General features: G+C 54.3%; 19 protein-coding genes. 9 read left to right on the forward strand and 10 right to left on the reverse strand.

The genetic code is table 11. The features are described 5' to 3' along the window. Both WW58_RS00350 and WW58_RS00355 read left to right on the forward strand, forming a co-directional pair. The coding region (locus tag WW58_RS00350; RefSeq protein WP_046434385.1) for an autotransporter outer membrane beta-barrel domain-containing protein at nt 1–474 on the forward strand (474 nt) is incomplete at its 5' end. A 48-nt stretch (nt 475–522) separates the two neighbouring features. Beyond that, nucleotides 523–966, forward strand: coding sequence for a hypothetical protein (locus WW58_RS00355; RefSeq protein WP_046434387.1), 444 nt, complete (start codon nt 523–525; stop codon nt 964–966). Between the two features lie 476 nt (nt 967–1,442). On the opposite strand, the gene WW58_RS00360 is transcribed toward WW58_RS00355, so the two are convergent. Together WW58_RS00360 and WW58_RS00365 are read right to left on the reverse strand one after the other, a co-directional pair. After that, on the reverse strand, nt 1,443–2,201 hold the full coding sequence (locus WW58_RS00360) for a zinc metallopeptidase (protein ID WP_206646788.1): 759 nt from the start codon (nt 2,199–2,201) through the stop codon (nt 1,443–1,445). A gap of 338 nt (nt 2,202–2,539) precedes the next feature. Beyond that, nucleotides 2,540–3,037: a DUF805 domain-containing protein gene (locus WW58_RS00365; RefSeq protein ID WP_046434389.1), complete on the reverse strand. Its 498-nt coding sequence runs from the start codon at nt 3,035–3,037 to the stop codon at nt 2,540–2,542. A 162-nt stretch (nt 3,038–3,199) separates the two neighbouring features. Between WW58_RS00365 and cobA the strand changes: the two genes are divergently transcribed. Beyond that, nucleotides 3,200–4,771 (forward strand): uroporphyrinogen-III C-methyltransferase, encoded by a 1,572-nt coding sequence (cobA, locus tag WW58_RS00370; protein ID WP_241653802.1) that lies wholly within the window; start codon nt 3,200–3,202, stop codon nt 4,769–4,771. A 68-nt stretch (nt 4,772–4,839) separates the two neighbouring features. Here the strand turns inward: cobA and WW58_RS12625 are convergent, their stop codons facing one another. Continuing rightward, complete coding sequence (locus WW58_RS12625; RefSeq protein WP_143247084.1) at nt 4,840–5,310, reverse strand: hypothetical protein; 471 nt, start codon at nt 5,308–5,310, stop codon at nt 4,840–4,842. 204 nt (nt 5,311–5,514) lie between these two features. Between WW58_RS12625 and WW58_RS00380 the strand changes: the two genes are divergently transcribed. Next, complete coding sequence (locus tag WW58_RS00380) at nt 5,515–8,124, forward strand: DNA topoisomerase (protein ID WP_046434613.1); 2,610 nt, start codon at nt 5,515–5,517, stop codon at nt 8,122–8,124. Nucleotides 8,125–8,236: 112 nt separating this feature from the next. Continuing rightward, entirely contained in the window at nt 8,237–9,409 is a 1,173-nt protein-coding gene (locus tag WW58_RS00385; protein ID WP_046434390.1) for a hypothetical protein, read from the forward strand. 221 nt (nt 9,410–9,630) lie between these two features. Here the strand turns inward: WW58_RS00385 and WW58_RS00390 are convergent, their stop codons facing one another. From WW58_RS00390 to acnA, 4 genes are all read right to left on the reverse strand, one after another. Further along, entirely contained in the window at nt 9,631–10,062 is a 432-nt protein-coding gene (locus tag WW58_RS00390) for a hypothetical protein (protein WP_012419948.1), read from the reverse strand. Between the two features lie 23 nt (nt 10,063–10,085). Then, a complete protein-coding gene (locus tag WW58_RS00395) occupies nt 10,086–10,490 on the reverse strand; it encodes a hypothetical protein (protein WP_046434394.1) in 405 nt (134 codons plus the stop codon). 953 nt (nt 10,491–11,443) lie between these two features. Continuing rightward, the gene (locus WW58_RS00400) at nt 11,444–12,109 is read right to left on the reverse strand and encodes a peptidoglycan recognition protein family protein (RefSeq protein WP_012419950.1); all 666 of its coding nucleotides are present in this window, start codon (nt 12,107–12,109) and stop codon (nt 11,444–11,446) included. Between the two features lie 190 nt (nt 12,110–12,299). Beyond that, the gene (gene acnA, locus WW58_RS00405) at nt 12,300–15,053 is read right to left on the reverse strand and encodes an aconitate hydratase AcnA (protein ID WP_046434395.1); all 2,754 of its coding nucleotides are present in this window, start codon (nt 15,051–15,053) and stop codon (nt 12,300–12,302) included. Between the two features lie 270 nt (nt 15,054–15,323). Between acnA and WW58_RS12630 the strand changes: the two genes are divergently transcribed. Continuing rightward, nucleotides 15,324–15,887, forward strand: a complete 564-nt coding sequence (locus WW58_RS12630) for a L,D-transpeptidase (RefSeq protein WP_022197255.1) — start codon at nt 15,324–15,326, stop codon at nt 15,885–15,887. A 165-nt stretch (nt 15,888–16,052) separates the two neighbouring features. Further along, nucleotides 16,053–16,220, forward strand: a complete 168-nt coding sequence (locus WW58_RS12635; protein WP_153816459.1) for a hypothetical protein — start codon at nt 16,053–16,055, stop codon at nt 16,218–16,220. Between the two features lie 39 nt (nt 16,221–16,259). Here WW58_RS12635 and msrB read toward each other — a convergent pair whose 3' ends face one another. Beyond that, nucleotides 16,260–17,387 carry a peptide-methionine (R)-S-oxide reductase MsrB gene (gene msrB, locus WW58_RS00420; RefSeq protein WP_046434399.1) on the reverse strand — a complete coding sequence of 376 codons (1,128 nt, stop codon included), beginning with the start codon at nt 17,385–17,387 and terminating at the stop codon, nt 16,260–16,262. Between the two features lie 140 nt (nt 17,388–17,527). Then, nucleotides 17,528–18,043 carry a hypothetical protein gene (locus WW58_RS00425; protein ID WP_046434402.1) on the reverse strand — a complete coding sequence of 172 codons (516 nt, stop codon included), beginning with the start codon at nt 18,041–18,043 and terminating at the stop codon, nt 17,528–17,530. Nucleotides 18,044–18,305: 262 nt separating this feature from the next. Here WW58_RS00425 and WW58_RS00430 point away from each other — a divergent pair, with 262 nt between their 5' ends. Next, nucleotides 18,306–20,426: a M60 family metallopeptidase gene (locus WW58_RS00430; RefSeq protein ID WP_161994147.1), complete on the forward strand. Its 2,121-nt coding sequence runs from the start codon at nt 18,306–18,308 to the stop codon at nt 20,424–20,426. A gap of 72 nt (nt 20,427–20,498) precedes the next feature. Here the strand turns inward: WW58_RS00430 and WW58_RS00435 are convergent, their stop codons facing one another. After that, nucleotides 20,499–21,614 carry an RtcB family protein gene (locus WW58_RS00435; protein WP_046434406.1) on the reverse strand — a complete coding sequence of 372 codons (1,116 nt, stop codon included), beginning with the start codon at nt 21,612–21,614 and terminating at the stop codon, nt 20,499–20,501. Between the two features lie 130 nt (nt 21,615–21,744). Here WW58_RS00435 and WW58_RS00440 point away from each other — a divergent pair, with 130 nt between their 5' ends. Beyond that, complete coding sequence (locus tag WW58_RS00440; RefSeq protein WP_046434407.1) at nt 21,745–22,662, forward strand: LysR family transcriptional regulator; 918 nt, start codon at nt 21,745–21,747, stop codon at nt 22,660–22,662. The last annotated feature ends 6 nt before the right edge of the window (nt 22,663–22,668 follow it).

Consider the following 22,668-nt stretch of genomic DNA (forward strand, 5'->3'; position numbering starts at 1 on the left):
GAGACGTGGCTGGCGCAGGCGGAAGTGTCCCGGACGGCGGACTATGCCGGGGGATGGAGGCTGACGCCCTTCCTGAGGGTGGAATTCACGCATGGCCGGCAGGACGCCTTCCGGGAACAGGGAGGGTATGGGCGTGATTTCGGAGGGGCGGCGCTGAAGCGCCTGTCCATTCCCGTGGGGCTGGAAATAGGCAGGACGGACGAATGGAAGGGAAGGCCGTGGGCGCAGGCCCTGCGCGTATCCTACGTGGGAGACGTCTTGCAGGACGTGCCGGAAGGAACGGTGTACAGCCCGTACAGCGACATGAGCTGGAGGGGGAGGGCGGTGAGCCCGGAACGGCACGGTTTCCGCGCGGAGTACAACACGTCCCTGCAGTGCAATGAGCGCTGGAGCGTGTACGGAGGCTACAGCCTGGAAGCGAGGGGGAACTCCCTGTACCACCGCGTCAACGCCGGCGTGGCCCGGAGTTTTTAGAAGGCTCTTCGAGGAACTCAACTATAAACATCATCCTATTATTTCAGCATGAATATACGCAAGAAAGTGATATTTGCCGTCATGGCGCTGGCTATTCCTTCATCATGGGCGGATATTCCGGAATCCTCCGTACCCGTCGCGGCCGTCTCTGCCGTTAAAGGCGCCTGGCCCAGGGCCGGCTTCATTGAATGGGACGCCAGCGGGTCAGGAAAACTTTATGAGGCCGAGTTCAAAATCAACGGTTTTGAATTTGACGTCAAAGTGACTCCTGAAGGAAAGATTGTCCGGGTGAAGGAAGAAATAGCGGTATCTTCCCTTCCTGAGCCGGTTCGCGCGGCCGCCCTGAAACCGTACCCCGGCGGCAGAATCAGGGAGGCGGACAAAGTGACGCAGGGAGAACTCATCCGTTACAAGGTGGAGGTAATGGACAATCTGGACGATTACGATATTCTGCTGACTCCGGACGGCACGATCCTTTACATTGACCAATAAATGGCTCCGCCCATAAGGGAACTCCGTGTCCTGCCGGGTGAATGCCGGTGTGGCCCGGAGTTTCCGAGAACAATTCTTCAGTAATAACCTGAAGTCATCAAGGAAGTAAGGAGAGGGGCGTTTTCCGCGCGGGCCGCGGGAGACGCCCCTTTCTGATTGATGGGCGATCGTCGGGACGATGACGATATTTTGCCGGCCCCGGATGGCGCTCTCTTCTTGACGTGGAATATGAAACGGCTCTGGCCATACAGCCGGAAACCGGCACCGCCCTGTCAGGTAAAAAGCCCTGACAGGGCGGCGCTTTTTTGAAAAAATCCCATCGCCTCACGGGGGCGCTGGCATTTGTTTTTTCCATTTTCCCTGTGCGCGGTGCGGCATGCGCCCAAGTGGAGTTTGTGGGCTGGCGGCCGGGCCAGGCAGTCCGGACAGTTCCGGACGGAACGCCTCGGGGTTTCCCTCCGCAGCAGGGCACGGGATTATTCCCTGCCGCGGGCGTTCAGGAAAATGAACACGTAATACAGCAGCATGGCCAGGGAGGAAAGCGCGCCTACCACATAAGTCATGGCGGCCCAGAACAGGGCGCTCTTGGCCCTTCCATGGTCGAAATAGTTCATCAGGTGGGAGCGGTCCAGCCATTTCAGGGCCCTGGCGGAGGCGTCAAATTCCACGGGAAGCGTGATGAACGCGAAGGCAGTGGTCACGGCAAACAGGCCAATGCCCAGCCCCAGCACCCACGGAGAGCCGCCCATGGCCAGCAGCACAATGCCGATCATCAGCACAATGCCCACCAGATTGGAGGAGAGCTGGACGATGGGAACCAGCGCGGACCGCAAGCCCAGCCAGTGGTAAGCCTGGGCATGCTGTACGGCATGCCCTACTTCATGGGCGGCGACGGCAGCGGCGGCAATGCTGTTGGAATTGTAAACGGACTCGCTCAGGTTGACGGTTTTATCTGCCGGATTGTAATGGTCCGTCAGATGGCCGGGCGTGGAAATCACTTTCACGTCCGTAATATGGTTGTCCTTCAGCATCTGCTCCGCCACCTGCCTCCCTGTTACGGGAATGGAAATCTGGGAATATTCGCTGAAGCGGCTCTTCATGCGCGCGCTGACCAGCCAGCTCAGAAGCATGGAGCCCAGCAGAATCAACCAGTAAATGGTATAGGAATGCGTTGGGGCGGTTTCCGCCGTCTGTACCGTATAGGAAAGGAGATCGATATTGAATAACTCAATCATTGCAAATTTGACCTTATATCATCAGGCTTTGTTGAATCCAGAGGGCGCCGTGTCAGCCTCCGGGGGGAGTTCCCCGGCTTCTGTCATACGGAAATATGCGGAAAAACGGCGAATTCAATCATCCGTTTTTTGAGAGAGGAGCTTGCCGTCCGGAGAATAATAAAGCTCCACTTTGCGCACGGCGGGGGATTCGGACCGGCAGTCCACCCGGTACTTTAGGACTCCTGTCCGTGATTTTCTTGTTGATGCGGAGAAGATATTTACAAAGTAGATTGATCGAAAAAATCCCATTTCCAGAACAGAGGATAGAATAGAAAATGAAATTATGACGGGAATGGTTATTGTTCCTTTTTAACCAAATCCGGGTACTTGGTGGAAGGACCATATTTATTGTCATCTATTTCGGAATCCTTACAAAGGATAACTAAATTGACAATTCCAAGAATGATGCACATCAATAAAGAGCACACACCAACAGCAGATGATGGCGAGGTGAATATGGCAAGAAATAACATTATTGTACTAATTACCGCCAGCCATACGGCTAAACTGCCGGAATACCCAGCATCATGGTAACGCTTTATTGTAATAGGCAAGGTGTAGAATATCTCGAACAACAATAGTAATATTACGGAGACAATAAATTCTGTCAGGTCAAATGCAGTTTCTATGAAACTATTACATATAATTCTACCTATCATGATAAATGTGAAATAGCGTACCCAGTATTGTTTTCTCGTCATACGCCCTCCATACAAAGATGGTTTGAAGAGGGTGCTTTTTTCTTTTTTGGTAGGCTCAACAAGAGTTACTGTCGGAGAATGCAAAGGATCCATATTTTTTCAAAATAGTTAAATAATTTTATTAAATAATGGGAAATACCCTCCTTATCAAGGCTAAAATGCAGTGAAGTTTTATAGCGGGGAGATATTTTTTATGAAAAGCAACATATATGGATGTTTTGTGACAATTCAGCCATCAATGAAATGAATCCGGGCATGGCGGGGTTTCTTGTCGCCAAAAAGCGGATGGTGGAGTTGAATGGCGGCATGCAACAGGGTATTGTTTATTTGCTTGGAGCGGGTCCCGGCGACCCCGGGTTGATAACCGTCCGCGGGCGGGAACTGCTGGGAATGGCGGAAGTGCTGGTATATGATGCGCTGAGTTCGGCGGAAATGCTGAACTGGGTTCCTGTTGCATGCGAAAGGATTTTTGTGGGCAAGCGGGCTTCCCGCCACGCCCTGCCGCAGGAGGAAATCAACGCCCTGCTGGTCAGGCTGGGCCGTGCCGGGAAAAAAGTGGTGCGCCTGAAAGGGGGCGACCCCTACGTCTTCGGGCGCGGGGGGGAGGAGGCTGACGCCCTGCATGAAGCGGGCATCCCTTTTGAAGTTGTTCCGGGCGTAACTTCCGCCATTGCGGGGCCTGCTTACGCAGGCATTCCGGTGACGCACCGCGGGTACTGCACGCAGTTTACCGTATTTACGGGCCATGAAGGCGAGAATAAGAAGGCGTCTTCCCTGAATTTGAAGGGAATAGCCGAAGCGCAGGGCACGAAAGTCATGCTGATGGGAATGCAGAAACTGGCGGATGTGTGCGAAGCCCTGATCGGGTACGGGCAGGAACCGTCTGTGCCTGCCGCCGCCGTCCAGTGGGCCACCACGGGCATTCAGCGTACGGTTACGGGAACTGTGAAAACACTGCCCGCCAGGGTGCAAAAGGCCGGGGTGGGCGCTCCCGCAGTAGTTGTCATCGGGGATGTGGTGAAAGAACGCGAGTCCTTGAACTGGTTTGAAAAACTGCCTCTGTTCGGCAAGCGCATCGTGGTGACGCGCACCCGTGCCCAGGCCGGGGAATTGAGCGCGCGCCTGCGCCGTCTGGGGGCGGAAGTGCTGGAGATGCCTGTCATACGCATTGCCCCACCCTCCAACAGGAGGGAATTTGCGGAAAGCGTGGTGCATGCCCACACATATGACTGGCTGGTGTTTTCCAGCCCCAACGGGGTGGAACGCTTCTTCCAGGCGTTTTTTGCCGTGTACAGGGACATCCGGAGCATTGGAGGGGCCAGGATTGCGGCTATCGGGCCAGGGACGGAGGCGAAGCTCCGGGAATACGGGCTGGCCGTGGATATCATGCCTAAAAAGTTTGTGGCGGAGGGCCTCGTTAAAGCGTTCAGGGACGCACGCGAAGAAATAGGAACCATTGAGCACAGCACATTCCTGTGGGTGCGCGGAGAAGAAGCGCGCCGCGTGATTTACGACGGGTTGAATGCGCTGGGCGCCATTGTGGACGAATGCATCGCCTACAAAACGGAAGCGGAAACGGAGGATGTGGCGGGAGCCCAGGCGGCTTTCCGCGAATGCGGAGCGGACATCGTGACGTTCACCAGTTCCTCCACAGCGGAGAATTTCTTCAAGCTGGGGCTTCCATGGCCGGAAGGATGCAGGGCCGCCAGCATCGGCCCGGTAACCACGGCAACCCTCAAGGAACTGGGGCATACCCCTTCAATTACGGCGAAAACACACGATATCAACGGTCTGGTGGAAGCCATCGTCAAGGCCGCCGGCAAATAGGGAAAACGGCGCGGACGGCGTGAAACGCCGAGCCGGGCAGATGGGAAATACAAGGCGGGGAACGCCGTTTAAAAGCCATTGACGGCTTCCCAGCCGATGACCTTCCCGTCTTCAAACAGGACATTGCAGGAGACGGGCGGGCGGCTGCCCAGAGGCATCGTGACGCCTATCCCGGTGCCTATGCCGGAATCCCTGCCCCGGAATCCTCCTCCGCCCAGGCCCAGGGACCAGCCCGTGCCGCTCCGCGTGTAAATCCACCGTTCCGTATTTTTCCCGTTCATCCTGCCCGCCATTTTCTGTTCGGGTTCCCCCCATGCCAGCAGAACCGCCATGGGAGACATTCCTTTTTCCAGCTCCCCGCGCGCCACTTTGGCCTGATGCTCCTTCGGGAGCTGTTCATAAGCCGGCATATTCTTCGCAATGCGGTCGGACGGTGTAGGGGAGCAGGCTGCCAGCAGCATGAGGCAGGAAGGAAGAAGGACGAAAGAAAAACCAGTTTTCATCATCCCGTAAATAGCACGGCAGCGGATGGCTGGCAAGGTGGCAGAGCGGCTTTTCGGAAAAATGGGGATGAGGGAATCCGTTATTTTGACATAAAAGCGCGCTTTTCCCGTAAATACATAATTGGTTATTGACAAGCATGGGGGGTAGGGGAGTAGGAATTCAGCTCCAAATGCAACGCCCCCTTCCCCGTGCGGGCAGCGTCGCTTTTATTGTTCAGCACTTTTTTCCGAGCCGCCGATATGTCCAAAACGTTAATTATAGCAGAAAAGCCGAGCGTCGCCACTGATTTGGCGAGAGTGCTCGGCAAAGAGCTTGGAAAATTCACCCGGGACAAGTCCGGGGCATTTTACCAGAATGACCGGGCCATCATCACCTCTGCCGTAGGTCATCTGCTGGAACAGAAAAAACCCATGACGGAAGAAGGAAAGTCCCTGCCGTGGAAATTCGACTATCTGCCCGTCATCCCCAGGAAGTTTGAACTGGAACCTATCAAGCAGTCGGAAGACCGTTTGAAAAAGGTTCTTCAGCTTGCCAGGAGCAAGGACGTCACGGAAATCGTCAACGCATGCGATGCCGGGCGTGAAGGGGAACTGATCTTTCACAATCTGGTGCGTTACGGAAAATGGACCAAGCCTACGCGGCGCTTATGGATGCAGTCCATGACGGATGAGGCCATCCTCAACGCATGGCATGGCATGCGCAGCGAAGCTGACATGAAGCCCCTGACGAATGCCGCCGTCTGCCGTTCCGAATCAGACTGGCTGGTGGGGCTGAACAGCACCCGCGCCCTGACGATCCTGCAATCCCGCGGCGGCTTCAACGTCACCCCCGCCGGGCGCGTGCAGACGCCCACGCTGGCTATTCTGACGCAGAGGGAATTGGAAATCCAGGCGTTTGAACCGGAGCCCTATTCGGAAGTATGGGCCGAATTCGACGTTCAGTCCGGCTCTTACTCCGGCCGCTGGATTGACCGTGACTGGAAGAAAAACGATCATCCCCACTCCCGCGCGGAGCGCATCTGGGATCCGGAACAGGCGGCCGTCATCCGCGACCGCTGCCGTGGAAAAGCCGGCACGGTGACGGAAGAAAAGAAACCGGTCACGACGGTCGCTCCGCTGTTGTATGACCTGACTTCCCTTCAGCGGGAAGCCGCCAACCGCTACGGTTTTTCCGCCAAGCGCACGCTGCAGCTGGCCCAGGAATGCTATGAAAAGCACAAGGTGCTCACTTATCCGCGTACGGACTCCCGCTACCTGCCGGAAGATTATCTGGGCAAGGTTTACGGCATCGTAGGCACGGTGGCGGAGCAGAACCCGGAATTCGCCCCCTTTGCCAGGGACATTTTGGACAACAAGCGCATCAAGCCCAACCGGCGCGTGTTTGATACAAAAAAGGTGAGCGACCACTTTGCCATCATCCCGACCGGGAAGATGGAGAAGCTTACCGGGGACGCGCAGAAACTCTTGGAAATGGTCATGGCCCGTTTCCTGGCCGTCTTCTTCCCCGCTGCCGTGTTTGAAGACACGCGGAGAACCACGCTCATTACCCACCAGGACGGCGTGACGGACGCTTTCCTGACCACGGGCCGGGTGCTTGTGGAGCCGGGCTGGCAGGCCGTTTACGGACGGAAGGCCGGCACTTCCTCCAAGGAGGAGCTGGTGCCCGTCCGCGACGGGGAGCAGGCCGCCTTGCGTGAGATTGAAATCCGCAACGCCATGACCAAGCCGCCCGCCCGGTACAACGAAGCCACGCTGCTGGCTGCCATGGAGGGGGCAGGAAAACTGGTGCATGACGAAGAACTGGCTGCCGCCATGAGCGAACGCGGCCTGGGCACTCCCGCCACCCGCGCCTCCATCATTGAAGGGCTGATTTCCCAGGAATACATCGTCCGGGACGGCCGCGAACTTCTGGCGACGCGCCGCGGGATTGAACTGATTGCCCTGCTGGAACGCATCGGCCTGAAAACGCTCACCTCCCCCAGCCTGACCGGGGAATGGGAATACAAGCTCAAGCAGATGGAACAGGCCGCCCTGCCGAGGGATTCCTTCATGGAGGGCATTAAGACCCTGACCGGGGAAATCGTGAAGAGGGTGAAGGATTTCCGGGAAGCCCAGCAGCAGGTGGAACTGCCGGAAATGGAATTGGACTGCCCTTCCTGCCATGCCCACGGCCTGAAAAACACGCTGGACGCCGTTTCCTGCCGTTCCTGCAAGTTCAGCATCCGCAAAGTTATCTCCGGCCGCGACATGACGGATGAAGAATTGAAGACCCTTATTGTGGACGGCAGGACGGGAATTCTCCACGGATTTACCTCCCGGTTCGGCAAGCCCTTTGAGGCGGGGCTGGAACTCAACGACAAATTCCGGGCCACGCTTTACTTCCCGGCGCGGGAGGAAGATGAAGCCGCAGGGGTGGAGGAAGCCGTGAAAGTGGCTTCCGTCGCCATTCCGGACATGGGAGAGCATGATGTGATGGAAACGGCCAAGGCTTGGAAAATTCCTTCCCTGACCCTTGGAAAGGAACATGCCGCCGTCTCCGTTTCCCGGACTATCTTGGGACGTGAAATCCCGCTGGACCAGGTATTGAAGATTTTGGCGGAAGGAAAATCCGATCTGATGAAGGGGTTCATTTCGCAGCGTACCAAGCGTCCGTTTGACGCTTATCTGGTCTTCAATGCAAAGACGGGGAAAATAGGTTTTGAATTCCCGCCGCGGGAAAGGAAATATCCCGCTAAAAACGCTGCCGGAAAAACGGAAGGCAAGGCGGAGAAGACGGGCCGGACCGCCGCCAAAACTGCCGGGAAAGACTCCAAATCCGGGGGGGCTGCCAAAAAGGGGCGCAAGCAATAACGGCAGCGGAAACATTCCGCCGGGAACGAAGATTGGGAAAAGAGCCGGGAAAAAGCTTCTTCCCGGCTGTTCCCGTATGTTAGCTTGAAAGCGCACCCCTGGATTCCTGACGATGAAATGCCTTTTATTTGCTGTGCTGGCGTGGTGCGGCGCGGTTTGTGCGCCGGCGGAGGAATATGCCTTTCCGGGGGAACGGGAATGGATTTCCAAATTTGGAGATGTGGTGAAGGGCAGTTTCCATTCCTGCACAGGGGCCGGGGCAGTTCTGAAAATAGGGCGAAGGCATGTGGAAATTCCGTTAACCCGTCTGGATGAGGAAGACGCTGCGCTTGCGGCTTCTCTGACGGGAGCGGAGGCGCGCCGGAACCTGAAACTGGCCGCGATGCTTTGGCCTTTCCTGATGAAGGAACTGCAGAAGGTGACGTGGACGCCGGCAGAAAAGAATATCTCGCCCCGGTATCATGAAATGGCCCGGAAGAAGAATGCCGGAGCTTTAACGGGAACCAGAAAAGTGGATGGACTGGTTTGTGCCACATCGCTTTCCATCATTCAGGGGCCTCCGTTCCGTATCCGGGAATACTTCCGTCCGCAGGCGCGTCCGGAAAGCGGCAGGGGGCAGAAGAATTTCGATGTGGTTCTGGAGCAGGGGAGCCGCTGCGCTTATTATGATATGGATAAGGGTGTTCTTATTCCCTCCAAATGCCTGTCTGAGGAACGGACGGAAATGCGCGCTCCCGTTTCCTCTCTGCTCCCTCCGGCAGAACAGCTTGCCGCGAGAGAATCAAAAAATTACAGGAATGCGGATTACTCCCTGCTTGTGGAAAACCGCCCCGTCAAGGGAGCCTATGAAACGTGCAAGCCCAATTCCCTGGGAAGAAAAAAGTTGGTCATGTACTGGAATACGGAGGGTGAAATGGTTTGCGGCGTCATGAAGCTGGACTACGACAACATGCGCGTGGCCGCATTATTCGATGGACGGCGGAAGCTGATGAACGCCCCTGGGCTTGGATATGCCGTGATTCTTTCCCGGCTGGATAAAAAAGGCAGGGGCTTGAAGGAGAAAGGCCGTTACTACCATGTGGCGCTGGCTGCAGACGGCCTGCCCGTGTATTATCATGAGGGCCCGGAAGATGAGGCCGCCATGAACCCGCTGCTTTACGGGAAACTACGCGATTCCGAGAAAAAGGCGGCTCTGGCGGAGGAGAAAAGACGTGAACAGGCATTCCGGGCCAGGCGGGAAGCCCGGCGGCGCCTGGTGGAATCCGCCAGGAAGCGTAATACCTGAAAATAGTTCCTGTCTTTTCGCGACGGGTATCCTTCTTTTCTGGAAAGCGCCCGTGAATGTTCTTCTCAGGAGCGCAGCCCTGGCGTATTTCCGGATTTTCCAGTCTTTCAGAAAGGCTGATTATTTATTCCTGCCGGGGAATTTTTCAGAACTATCCGAAATAATTAAAAAACGCTGTTGTTATCCGTTATCTGAGAGTTCCACGGTGCGGAACAAACCCATCACACGGATTCGGCTGGCTCTTTTTCCAGCGGTTTGTGATCTTCTATCAATCTTTTGATATCTTTTCTTGTTTTTTTATCTCTCGATTTTCCTAGCTTTCTGTAAATATCGGTCATGTCAAAGTAGATTAATTTTTCCTGACCCTGATCATTTCTAATAGAAATAATCTGAATATATTTGCCATCATGCATGGTATATATGTACCCTAGTATGCCATATCCCTCATAGTGTTTCCTGATATATTCCTTCTGAGATTCCCTGATATCGTCTGTTTTCTTGATTCCTGTAAGAATAATAGGATTGATGATTGAATTTTCCCTGTCAATTTTCTGACTGCCGGGAATTACATCCTCCGAACCGGCGGCATTATTAATGCAAAAACAGGGAAAGCAGGCTATCGACAAAAAGGCAATTTTCAGTAATGGTTTCATATCAGTTTATTTATTAATCAGTTTTATTTATTTATGTTGTCATTGCAGCCGACGCAGGTGCAGCCTACTTCGTTGCAGTTGCCGCATTGCAAACCGCATTCTTCTGTCAAACGCAGCCGGGCCATTGCGATGACTGTGCTTTCTCCTTCTGCATATGCCTCGGCTTTGCCCTCTTTTTCATCATCTGTACCGGTTACTACCGGGGTAATTGTCTTTCGCAGCGGTATTGGCCCCCCTGTCTCACCCGTGTGATGAACGCTTGTATACTTACAGGATATATAGACTGTGTAAGTGCGTTTGGCGTTGGCTACCCTGACTGGCTCTATGTTTAAATTTTTTAATTCGTATTCACATTTTAATTCCTTTGCATTCCCATAATTGCAAATAACAAAGGTCAAAATGCCCAATAACTGCAATATCTTATTCATCCTAAAATTATGGGACAATTTTGATATATGTAAACATATTTTTAATATGTTTTATATAATGATTGCTTGATAGATAGTTACAAAAATATCTAACAAAATAATGATTATCCGGGAAAGACCCCGGGGAGGATGAGGCGCTGAATAGGAGTGTCCGGCGTTCCAACGGAGAAACAACGCCTTCGCATCTCGGGAGAAGTTGAAAATGCCCGGATTGGCTTTAATTCCGCCCGAAGGCGTGGATTTTACCGGGGGCATGCCGCCATGCTGCGGCGTTCAGCAAAGGCACAGTTGAGCTGCGGGCCCTTTATATTTATCCGCCATACGGGATAAAATGGGAGATTCTGGTATGCCGAGGGGCCGGGATTCCACTAAAATGCCATGTTTCTGGCATGAGGAGGCTGTTTTCTCTGGAGCCTTTCAGTTTGAGTTCCTGCTGGTTTTCCATGAACATGGTGCCGGATTGTTCCCTCAATGCTTCCATATGGCGGGTAAGAAGCTGCTGGCTTCGATGGTCCGCATCTGAGCATCCTGTGAAAGCGCTTCATGGTTTTCAAGTTTCCCTGTTGATGTTGAGTCTCCCGCAGTCTTTTTCGATCCATCCGGAGAGGATGGGACCGGTGAATCGGATTCAGGTCAAATAACCTGTTCCGGGGTGGTTCAGGAGGCATCAAAAGCTTTCAGCACTATTTCTTATTCCCGGTCCGTGTTCCGGATTTTGATGTTGATGAAGATTGTTCCCGGACGGGTGTTATTTGCCGTCTTTTACGGCCGTGTACATTAGCCGTATCAATGGAGGCGGATCCTGCTTTCCGCGAGCCGGAAATGCGGTGAATTCCCGGTGTTCAGCCAATGCATATTTTCAGGGAAAGAAGTGATTCCTGTTCTTTCCTGAAACATTTCCTGCCTTCTTTATGCCGGAAGCGGCAAAGGGGCGTGCGGCATATGCGGCAGTATTATCTTCCTGCCTGGAGGCAGCGGTAGTAATAATCCACGCGGGAAATGAACCAGCTCCATTTGTACCCGGGGCGCCCATTAGTCATCAGCGGGGCGGGGCAATTCTTGCCGGACCAGTAGTTGTGAGGCACTACGTTGCGCAGGGGGACGTTGTAGCGCATCATCAGCAGCGCCGCCAGCTTGGCCGTCTTGTTGTAGATGACGACAGGGTTATGCGTGGTGCATTCACACATTTCAATGGCTACGGAGTATTGGTCTCCCGGTCCGGAATGGTCCGCATGGTGGCCGGTTTCCGTAGTGGGGATGTGCTGGTAGGCGCCGAATTGGTCCACAGTGAAGTGCCAGTTCAGGCTGCGGGACTTGCCGCTGTTCAGGTAACGGGAGTGGGCATTGGCGTCTCCTTTGGGGTTGGCGGTGCTGTGGATGGTGATGAAGCGGGGGCGCATGGAGGATGCGCGCTTGCGGGCATACGTGTTTTTGGGCATGTAGGAAACTTTAATGCCTACTTCACGGCCCATCTGGCCGGGTGTGCGGGGAACTACCGGCGCCTTTTGAATTTTAAAGGAGACGGCCGGCGGCCTCATTTTGTCGTTCTGCGAACAGCTGCAGAACGTCAGGGCGGCGAATACGGCAAAAAAGCCCGTCCAGACAAATCTATATTCCATGCGTTTGTTCTAGGAACAGCCTGGAAGGATTGCAAGAAGAATTTGGAATTAGTTCGGATGAACTAATCAGGCCGTGTTGTGAAGTTGCAGGTATATCCGGTGCGGATGAGACGGACGGGGCCGCGCCTTCGGGAGGAAGGGGCCCGTCCGCGAGGGGAAGCCGTACCGGGAACGCCCGGTACATATCCCGTTATCTGAGGATTTGGGTAAGGACATATTGCAGGATGCCGCCCGCCAGATAGTATTCTTTTTCAATAGGCGTATCAATGCGGACGATGACAGGCACGTCAAATGCTTCCGCATCCGCGGGCTGTACGCGCAGGGTGACCTGCTGGCGCGGAGCGATGCCGTTGTTCAGGCCCAGGATGGAGAAGGTGGCGTCCTTCAACGGAGTGATGCGGTCATAATCCGCCTTGTTGGCGAAGTTGAGGGGCAGGACGCCCATGCCGATAAGGTTGGAGCGGTGGATACGCTCAAAACTCTTGGTGATGACGGCTTTGACGCCCAGCAAATTCGTGCCCTTGGCCGCCCAGTCGCGGGAAGAGCCCATGCCGTAGTCTTCTCCGCCGATGACGATGAGCGGAACGCCGTCCTGAGCGTAGGCCATGGCCGCATCATAGATGAAGGCGGGCGTTCCCGCGGTAGGGGTTATTTCCTTGTCCGGGGCGGGAACGGCGCGGTTGCCGAAATACAGTGTGTAACCGCCTTCCGTGCCGTCTACCATCAGGTTTTTAATGCGGACATTGGCGAAGGTACCGCGGGTCATCACGCGGTCGTTTCCGCGGCGGGAGCCGAAGGAGTTGAAATCTTTTCTGTCCACTCCCATGCCCTGCAGGTACAGCCCTGCGGGCCCTGTTTCCCGGATGGCTCCGGCAGGGGAGATGTGGTCCGTGGTTACGGAATCGCCGAAAATGCCCAGGGGGCGGGCATCCGTGATATCCGCCAGTGTGCGGGGCTGGCCGTTGAAGCCGCTGAAGAAAGGAGGGTCCTGAATGTAGGTGGATTGTTCATTCCACTGGAAGACAGAGCCTTCCGGCGCGTATACGGCCGCCCAGCGGGGATTCTTGTCCGGCGTGATGGTGTAAAGCTCCCGGTATGCTTCCGGGTTGCGGGATTTGGCAACGGCTTCCGCAATTTCCCCGGAGCTGGGCCAGATGTCCTTCAGAAATACGGGGTTCCCGCTGCGGTCCGTGCCCAGCGGTTCCGTCTGGAAGTCGATGTCCACGCGGCCGGCCAGCGCAAAGGCGGCGACCAGGGGAGGGGACATCAGGAAGTTGGTCTTGATGGAGGCATGGATGCGGGCTTCAAAGTTGCGGTTGCCGGACAGGACGGAAGCCGCTACAATGTCATTGTCCCGGACGGCCTGTTCCAGCTCCGGATTTAACGGCCCGGAGTTGCCGATGCAGGTGGTGCAGCCGTAGCCGACGGTTTCAAAGCCCAGAGCGTCCAGGGATTCCTGGAGGCTGTTGGTTGCAAAGTAATCGGAGGCGATACGGGAACCTGGAGCAATGGACGTTTTCACGTGCGGAGGCACGTTCAGCCCCCGTTCAACCGCTTTTTTGGCGAGCAGCCCGGCGGCAAGCATCAGCGCCGGGTTGGACGTGTTGGTGCAAGAGGTGATGGCGGCGATGAGGATGCTGCCGTCTTTCAGCTTCGCTTCCTGGCTGAAACCGTCCACCGGAACGGGGACGCCCGCCGGGGAGTGCATGGAAACCGTGACCTCCGGAGATTCCTTCTTGCCGTAACCTCCTTCCGCCACGGGCATGCTGACAAGCTTGCGGAAGCTGTCCCTGATAGAGTTCAGGCGAATGTGGTCCTGCGGGCGTCTGGGGCCGGAGACGGCTGGTTCCACGGCAGACAGGTCCAGTTCCAGCTGGTCCGTGTAGTCCAGATCTCCGTTACGGGGCATTCCCCACAGGTTCTGTGCCTTGAAGTAGTTTTCGTACGTAGTGATGGCTTCTTCGCTCCTGCCTGTCTGGCGCAGATAGTCGGAGCAGCGTTCATCCATGGGGAAGAAGCCCATGGTGGCGCCGTATTCCGGGGCCATGTTTGCTACGGTAGCCCGGTCTGCCAGAGGCAGGGCCGCCGCCCCGTCTCCGAAGAATTCCACAAATTTGCCTACGACTCCGTGGCTGCGCAGCATCTGGGTGACATGCAGCGCCAGGTCCGTGGCGGTCACTCCTTCGCGGAGTTCTCCCGTCATATGGACGCCTACTACTTCCGGCACCAGGAACGTGACGGGCTGGCCGAGCATCCCGGCTTCCGCCTCAATGCCGCCAACACCCCAGCCCACAACGCCTATGCCGTTAATCATCGTGGTATGGGAATCCGTTCCCACCAGGGTATCCGGGAAGTAAACGCCATCCTTTTCCATCACGCCCTGCGCCAGGTATTCCAGATTGACCTGGTGGACAATGCCCACGGACGGAGGAACCACGGAAAAAGTCTGAAAGGCCTGCTGGCCCCATTTGAGGAATTCGTAGCGTTCCGCATTGCGCTGGAATTCAATGTCCAGGTTCTTTTCCAGAGCATCCGTGCATCCTGCCCAGTCCACCTGGACGGAGTGGTCCACCACCAGGTCCACGGGGACCAGAGGTTCAATGACGGAGGCGTCTTTTCCCAATCCTGCTACGGCGGAGCGCATGGCCGCCAGATCCACCAGAAGAGGGACGCCTGTCAGGTCCTGCAGGACAATGCGGGCTACCGTAAACGGGATTTCATAGGAACCGGGATTGTTGGCATTCCAGGAAGCCAGGTTGTCCACGTCCTTTTCAGTCACTTTCAGGCCGTCGCAATTGCGGAGCAGGGATTCCAGAACGATCCGGATGGAAACGGGAAGGCGGTTCAGGCGGGGATAGCCGTTTTCCGCCAAGGCTGGCAGTGAATAAAACTGTCCCGGGGTTCCGGCTCCCGTGATGAACGTACTCTTGGCAATCTTGGTCATGATGCGGAATAGAGGGTTAACTGTAAACAGGCGGCTGCCCTCCTGGCAGTCGCGGGTACTATACAGGCCAAATGTGATAAGGCAAGGACTCTGTGTGACGGAGGGCGGATTTTTCCCCCCCCTTCCGAAGCCGGGGAAATTTTTCTCTGAACCGGGGCGGCCGCTTTTTCCGGCATTTTTTCTCCATGCACGCCGCAGGAATCATGGAGTGCGTCATGGAACATTGAAAATGAGTTCGCAGTATTGTCCAACCCTGTGAAAGGTTTCAAGATGATGAACGCAAAAAACATCTTATCAATCATAGCGGGAGCGTTGGCGCTGGCTGCCTGTTCTGGCCCGCAGGAAGAGAATTTGCGCATGGTGCCCCTGACCGTGCCTGCAACCGTACCCATGACCTCCTACGGACCGCACGCGAGGGTGGTTGTAGCAGGAATTGATTATACGGAGGTGCACGACGAATGGATGAATCCCGATATCATGAAAAAGGCTACCCCGGGCAATACGCGCGTGGTGATCAGTCGCGGTCGCCAAAGGGGCCAGTTGATGGTGGGGGATGAGGTAGCCATGGATTTTCCCGTTTGCGTGGGTAAGGCTTCCCACCGCACGCCCGTGGGCCATTTCCGCATTACGGAAAAGGCAGTGCATCATGTTTCCAATTTGTATGATGCCTCCATGCCTTACTTCATGCGGCTGACGGACAGCGGAATTGGGATGCACGTAGGCCCTGTTTTCCAGACGCCGCAGTCCCATGGGTGCATCCGCATGACCCGCTCTTCCTGCGTGCCGCTTTTCAAAACTGTTAAGGTAGGCACGCCCGTTACGATTGTACAGTAATGCCCGGAAAATTTCCGGGCGCTTTTCCGGAAGAAAAATTCCCCGCATTTTTTAAAAACTCATTTTTTTAAACAAAAAAACGTCATCCGCCGCTATTTTAATAAACGACATGTAGATAAACGGTACTTGCCGCAAGTCGCATTGCCTTAGCAACCCGAACCCTCCATGCCGCTGCCGATGAATGAATACGATACAGTCGGCAGCGGCATGGAGGGAAGCCGTCTGCTTGACCGCAGAACTTGGGGAATGAACGGGCTGCCCGTATTTCGTGAAGAGGACATGGTGCTTGTTCTCCCGGGGCCGCATTTGTTCCTCCGTGTTGTAAAAGATTAATGGAGAAGAAGGATTGGCCTCCCCTGCTTTTTCTCCGGATTATTTTTCCGCAGCTTTCCTGTCTGTTCCTTCCCGGTGTAGCAGGGGAAGGTATTTTCCATAACCCTGTGCTTCCATGTCCTGTTCAGGAATGAATTTCAGGGAGGCGCTGTTGATGCAGTAGCGCAGTCCGCCCTGTTCCTTCGGGCCGTCTGTGAAAACGTGGCCCAGGTGGGCGTCTCCCGTTTTGCTGCGGACTTCCGTGCGCCTCATACCGTGGGAGAAATCCTGTTTTTCCTGAATCAGTTCTTCTTTGATGGGGCGGGAGAAGCTGGGCCAGCCGCAGCCTGAATCAAACTTGTCCGTGGACAGGAATAAAGGTTCGCCTGTCGTGACGTCCACATAAATGCCGGGTCTGTCGTTATTGAAATATTCATTGCGGAAGGGAGGTTCCGTCGCGTTATTCCGCGTGACGGCAAATTGCTCGCGTGTCAGGACGCGGCGCAGCTCTTCGTCCGATTTTTTCCGGTAAACAGGTTCGTTTTCGCGGGCCTGGGACGCTTCCCGGAATTTGGCGGGTGGAATATGGCAGTATCCGCCAGGGTTTTTATCCAGATAGCGCTGATGATATTTTTCCGCCCGTGAAAATTGGCGGAGGGGCTGAACTTCAATTGCCAGAGGCTGCCTGAAGTGCTGCTGGAGCCTTTTCAGGGACGTTTCTATAACAGGTTTGTCCTTCTCATCCGCGTAATAAATGCCCGTGCGGTATTGAATTCCCCTGTCGTTTCCCTGTTTGTTGACGGAAACAGGATCAATAATGGAGTAATACCGTTCCAGAAGAAAGGGCAGACTGAGTTCTTCCGGGTCAAATACTACTTTTACCGTTTCCGCATGGCCCGTTTTCCCGCTGCATACTTCTTCATACGTGGGAGAAGCCGTGGAGCCGTTGGCATATCCCACTTCCGTTTCCTTAACGCCGGGCATCAGGGAGAAGTATTTTTCCACTCCCCAGAAACAGCCTCCCGCCAGGTAAATCGTTTTTAAATCCTTGTTGTCCATATGAGGTTTGTCATTACTGCTTGCCTGGCCTTTTTCCCCGCAGGAAAAAAAGGAGAGCATGGCGACTGCGGCCAAAATGGCGCATGCCAGTCCGGCCAGTGTCCATGGTCCGTGGTAAATACGCTTCATAAACGCTGTATGGAGTCGCCTTCCGGTGCGGGAGCAGCGGCTCCCTGGGCCGGGCAACTGCTGTCCCCCGGCTTTTCCGGAAAGGTAAATGATTAGACAACAGCGGGTTCATTCCGTTCGATACCTGTGTCCATATTTCCTTATTTCTCCCGTTTTTCCGCCTTCATCCTGTTTTTCAGCCACTGGTAAATAGCCCGGTCGGAGGCGTCCGGTTTTCTGCTTGTCTGCATGCTGAATCCGTATTTGGTTCGGAAGTTGAAAACGGCCAGAGAAGGGCTCAGGCCGATGGAAAGCCCCTCCATCCGTATTTCCACCTCTTGCGGGACATGGCTGGAGAAGTCGAGGCGTCCGGCATTGGTGACGGTTTCCACATAGTGTTTCAGGAAAGGCTGGATGCTGGCCAGGAAGGAGGGTTCCAGAGCCATGCGGCAGCGTTCCGGGGAAGAATTTTCCCTGACAAGAATGGCGGAAGGAGCTGCGATGGCGTGGGCGGGCCTTAACGTATTCAGCGGAACATTCCATAAAAAGGAAAACAGCCCCGTGCCCAGGAGAAAAAGAAGGACGGCCAGAGCGCCAAGCCATTTGACCCGTTTGTTTACTGATTGATGACAGGGCCGGCCTTCGTTCATGGAGAGAAGCATGGCATAATATTCCATGGTGATCCATGAAAGAATTTGCCAGGAAGCAGATGGGAATTCCCGTCCCCGCATGAGGGAATTTTTGTACTATAACATGAAAAGCATGAAAAAAAACGCTGGAAATCATGTATAGTATCATTAAATATTAATGTAGTGTATGAGAAAAGATTCCATTTTTCTTTCCATTTTTTTATTTTTCCTTTTTCTGACAATCTCCGTAAATAAATCCCTCGCGGCAAAATATCCTTCGCTGGATGTTCCGAAAGACATTTTGCTCCACGTGAAAGAAGCTGCTTCCTCCCAGTCCCCCTATTCCGGCAATCATTCTGTAAAGCAGGCTGTGGACGGCTCTATGGAATCCGCCAACTGGCATGTTCCCGGAGTGCATCATGTGGAGGGGGAATTTGTGTTTGAAGTGCCGGAGACCATTCATTACATCATTTTTTCCGGAGCCGATTTCAATGAAATTGCCGTGTCCGCCATGTCCGGCTCGTCTTGGAAGGACCTTGGAAAATTCGATATCGGCGGCTCCAGGATGATCAGATTTAAAAAGCCTCTTCAAAAGGTTCGGAAAATCAGATTGACGGTTGATTATCCCGAAGGTTCCTCTCCGTCTTTTACCGTACGGGAAATCAGCTTTTACAAAAGGGTGGAGTCCGTACTTAACCGGAAATTGCTGAAAGTATTTAAGGACACGAGCTGCTCCTCCATCAATCCCAGGTGTACCTTGACGGACCTCAAGGCTCTTCCGGAGTTTTTGCAGATGATTGCGAAGAAAATAAAATCCGGCGATTATGAAGACAAAGAATTCCGCATTGCTTCCTATAAGGCTTACAGCCATCCGGAGTTTGCTGCGAAGGTGAGAAATATCAACGCCCTGAACAAATTTGACAATCCTACCGGAATTGTCGCGGAGAAAGGAGATGAAATTCTTGTGTTCGTAGGACCTACCCATGGAGAAGATATTGGGTTGGCCTCCGTTTCTCCAGCGGGAATAGAGTCTTCCTCCTATCCTTTGAACGAAGGGGTAAACAAAATTAGAATCAACCGTTCGGGATTGCTTTACGTGATGTATCACACCGATATCAGCACGCCCAAGAAGCCGATAACGGTGCATATTCCTGTGGGAAGCGGCATAGTGAATGGATATTTTGACGTGACGAGGCACACGGATAAGGACTGGAAGCGTATGATCAGCAACGCCCCGCATAGCATGTTCGATATCGTTGGGCGGAATTCCATGATGATTCTTCACACAAAGTACCTGAAAGATTACAGTCCGGATTCCATTACGAAATCCGTCAGGGTATGGGATGAAAGCGTCAAGGCCATGTGGAAAATCATGGGATTTGACAAGTATCCCCAGCCGCACAATAACCGGCAGCTTGGCGTTTCCGTAGAAGGAGGAGCCCATATGTTTGCAACCTGGTATTACTGCGGCTACAGTATTGGAGATCAGGGAAATACGCTGAAAAATGAAGTGCTCGCTCCTGGAGTTCTTCAGGGAAACCGCCTTTGGGGAATCGGGCATGAAATCGGTCATTGCTACCAGCATCCGTTCAACTGGCGCAGCATGTCGGAAAGTTCCAACAATTTTTTTGCCCAGCTGATTCTGGACCAGGTGACCAATGCCATTAATGGCAATGAGCAGGCCTCCGATATGGAAAACCCGTGCAAATACCTGCTTTCAGAAGCGGTAAAGGGCATGCCGTTCCATGATTTGAACGGCTGGGCCAAATGGGGTTTTGCTCAATATTCCTTTTATCTGTATTTCCATAAGCTGGGAATCAATCCCGAATTTTATCCTAGGCTGTTTGAATCATTGCGGCGCAAGCCGCTTTCCAGGCAGGCGTATGAGGTTTCCGAAGCCCATTTGGCCTTGTATGAACGCATTTGCAATATCAGCAGGACGGACTTTACCGATGACTTTGAAATTTTTAATTGGTTTGTCCCGATTGACCGCAAGGGGCATCAATATGGGGATTACAGTTTTAAAATGACAGAGGAAATGGCCCGGGCATCCAAGGCCCGCATTGCCGCCAAACGGTACCCCAAACCGAAATTCCGCATTGCCTTCCTGCATCAGCATGGAAAGACGGTCAATTTGTGGGGGCAGAATCTGCATGGGTCCCAGCTCAACGGCTATTGGACCAAATACAAGCAGAACGCAAAACTCAGCCCGTCTGTAAGCGCCTCCAAAAAGGATAACATGATTATTGTGCGGAATGGGGAAAATGCAGCCGCTTTCTGTGTAGTGACCAATGGAAAGGTGGTAGGTTATTATGACCGTCAGAAGTTTGACGTTTCCGGCGTGGAATGGAATGATACCTCTAAAGTGTACGCCATCCCGATTCAGACGGCGGAACCTTATAAGTTGATTTATGCTGCCGGGCGTTCCTGACCGTGTTTTGAAGGTTTGGGAAAAGCCTCCCGGAAAATCATATTCCGGGAGGGGCGGGTATTGGGCCGCCTGCTATTCGGGTGCCTTGAAGTTATATACGGGCCTGATGCGTTCCACGATTTCCGCCGTTTCATGGATGTTGTCCAGCACGCTCTCGCCATCCTTGTAGGCCATTGGCGCTTCATCCAGCGTAGCGCGGGAAACGCAGGTGGAGAAAATACCCTGCATGGAAGCCTCGAATTCCTCCAGGGAAAGATTGGCTTTAGCCTTTTTGCGGGACATGCTGCGGCCTGCGCCGTGCGGAGATGAGGAATTGAATTCTTCATTTCCTTTGCCGATGCAGATGACGGAGCCGTCACGCATATTCAGGGGAACGATGAGTTTTTCTCCGCGTCCGGCCCGGACGGCTCCCTTGCGGATGATTTGGTCTTCCGCAATGTAGTTGTGCACGGTGTCGAAACTTTCCAGATCATCTGCATCATCCAGCAGTTCATGCAGTATCACGCGGCGGTTCAGGGCTGCGAAGCGCTGAGCCACCTTCATATCCCGCATGTAGTTCAGCGTATTTTCTCCCTGAAGGTAGCAGAGTCCTTTTTTGCGTTCTTTAAGATAGGCGTCCGGACAAGTATCCACGGCGATTTTCTGGTAGCGTTCCGCAATCTTCAGACCGAAATTGCGGGAACCGGAGTGGATGCACAGGAAAGCGTGCTCTTTCCCTTGCGCTATTTCAATGAAGTGGTTGCCTCCTCCCAGAGACCCTACGGAGCGGCGGTGCCTGTCTTTGTCCGTTCTCAGCACGTCCATGCAGATGCGGGAGATTTCTTCATCCAGTTCCGGGTCGTCCAGCAAGGCTTGATGAACGGAGGGACGGGCATGCATCCCGGACGGGACGCGCTCGCGCAGGCGTGCGTCAAAGCTGGAAAAATCCGGCAGTCCGGACAGTCTGGCGGTAAGCACTCCGCAGCCGATATCCACGCCGATCAGGTTGGGAATTACCTTATCCGTTTTCAATTCCGCCGTGAACCCGATGACGCAGCCGGCTCCGGCGTGCACGTCCGGCATGATGCGCACCCGGCTTCCTTCAAAGGCGGGGGGGTTGCAGACGTCCCTGATCTGGGTGCGGGCCAGGTCTTCCAGTTCATCCGTGAACACGCGGGCTTCCGTGTATTTTCCGTCAATGGTGATCATGGTTTTATTCTTTTGGTTGAGGGGCGCGGAGATATGCGGAAAGCGCCTTCGCGCCCTGTGACCTTGTCACCATAACGCATTTGTTGACTCTTGCATTATATAAGTATTCATATTATATAACTATAAAGTTATGTTTGAGCATCTTTTCGCAGAACGGGGACTGTCCCTGGACCGATTGAAAACCTTGATAGAAGTGGCCAAGGCCGGGAGCATTGCCGCTGCCGCCCGGGGGGATAGTGCGCGGCAGAGCCTGTATTCCCGGCAGATTAAGGAATTGGAGGAATTCTTCGGTGTGGAACTGGCGAGCCGCCGCGGGAAAGTGCTGGCTCTTACCGGAGCCGGGTGGGAGCTGGTGAGGCTGGCCAGTGAAAGCCTGTGCCTGCTGGATGATTTTAAAAGCCGGAGCCGGAATCTGCCCTACCGGTTCACTATCGGAGCCGGGGACAGCCTGCATGCTTGGGTGGTGGCTCCCGTGCTGGCGAGTATCCAGAAACGGGGGCTGCCGTGGCTTTTCGCGCTGGAGAACCTCCGCAACAGTGAGATTCCCTATAAGCTCCAGAATATGGATATAGACTTCGGTATTGTGCGTACCAGCGCGCTGGAGGCGGAAGGGTTGGAAAGCCGGGTCATTTGCTCCATGGATTATGCGCTGTACGTTCCTGCAGCCCTGGCCGGGAAAAAGGCGCGGGGGAAGAAGGAGGATTTTCTCCGCCTGCTGGAAATGTTCCCCCTAGCAACGCTGGGGAGCGGTTCCGGGTTTCATGCGTTGCTGAAAAGGAATTGCGCTGAGTTCGGCATCAGGCTGCGGGTGCACTGTGAAACGCAATCTTTTCCTTTTGCGGCCCGCATGTTGAAGAGCGGAGCGTTCATGGCAATCCTGCCCTGCATGGCGGAAAAAGAACTGGGGGAAGGGTTTGTCAAGGTTACTCATCCGGCGCTGGACGGGCTGTCCCGCAGTATTTCCCTGGCCTGGAATCCGCGGTTGCTGCGCGTGAGGCCTTCAGCCAAACGGGTAATTGATGTTTTTTCCATCCCGGAACGGGAGTGATGGAAG

Source organism: Akkermansia sp. UNK.MGS-1 (assembly GCF_000980515.1).
Taxonomy (GTDB): Bacteria; Verrucomicrobiota; Verrucomicrobiia; order Verrucomicrobiales; family Akkermansiaceae; genus Akkermansia; species Akkermansia muciniphila.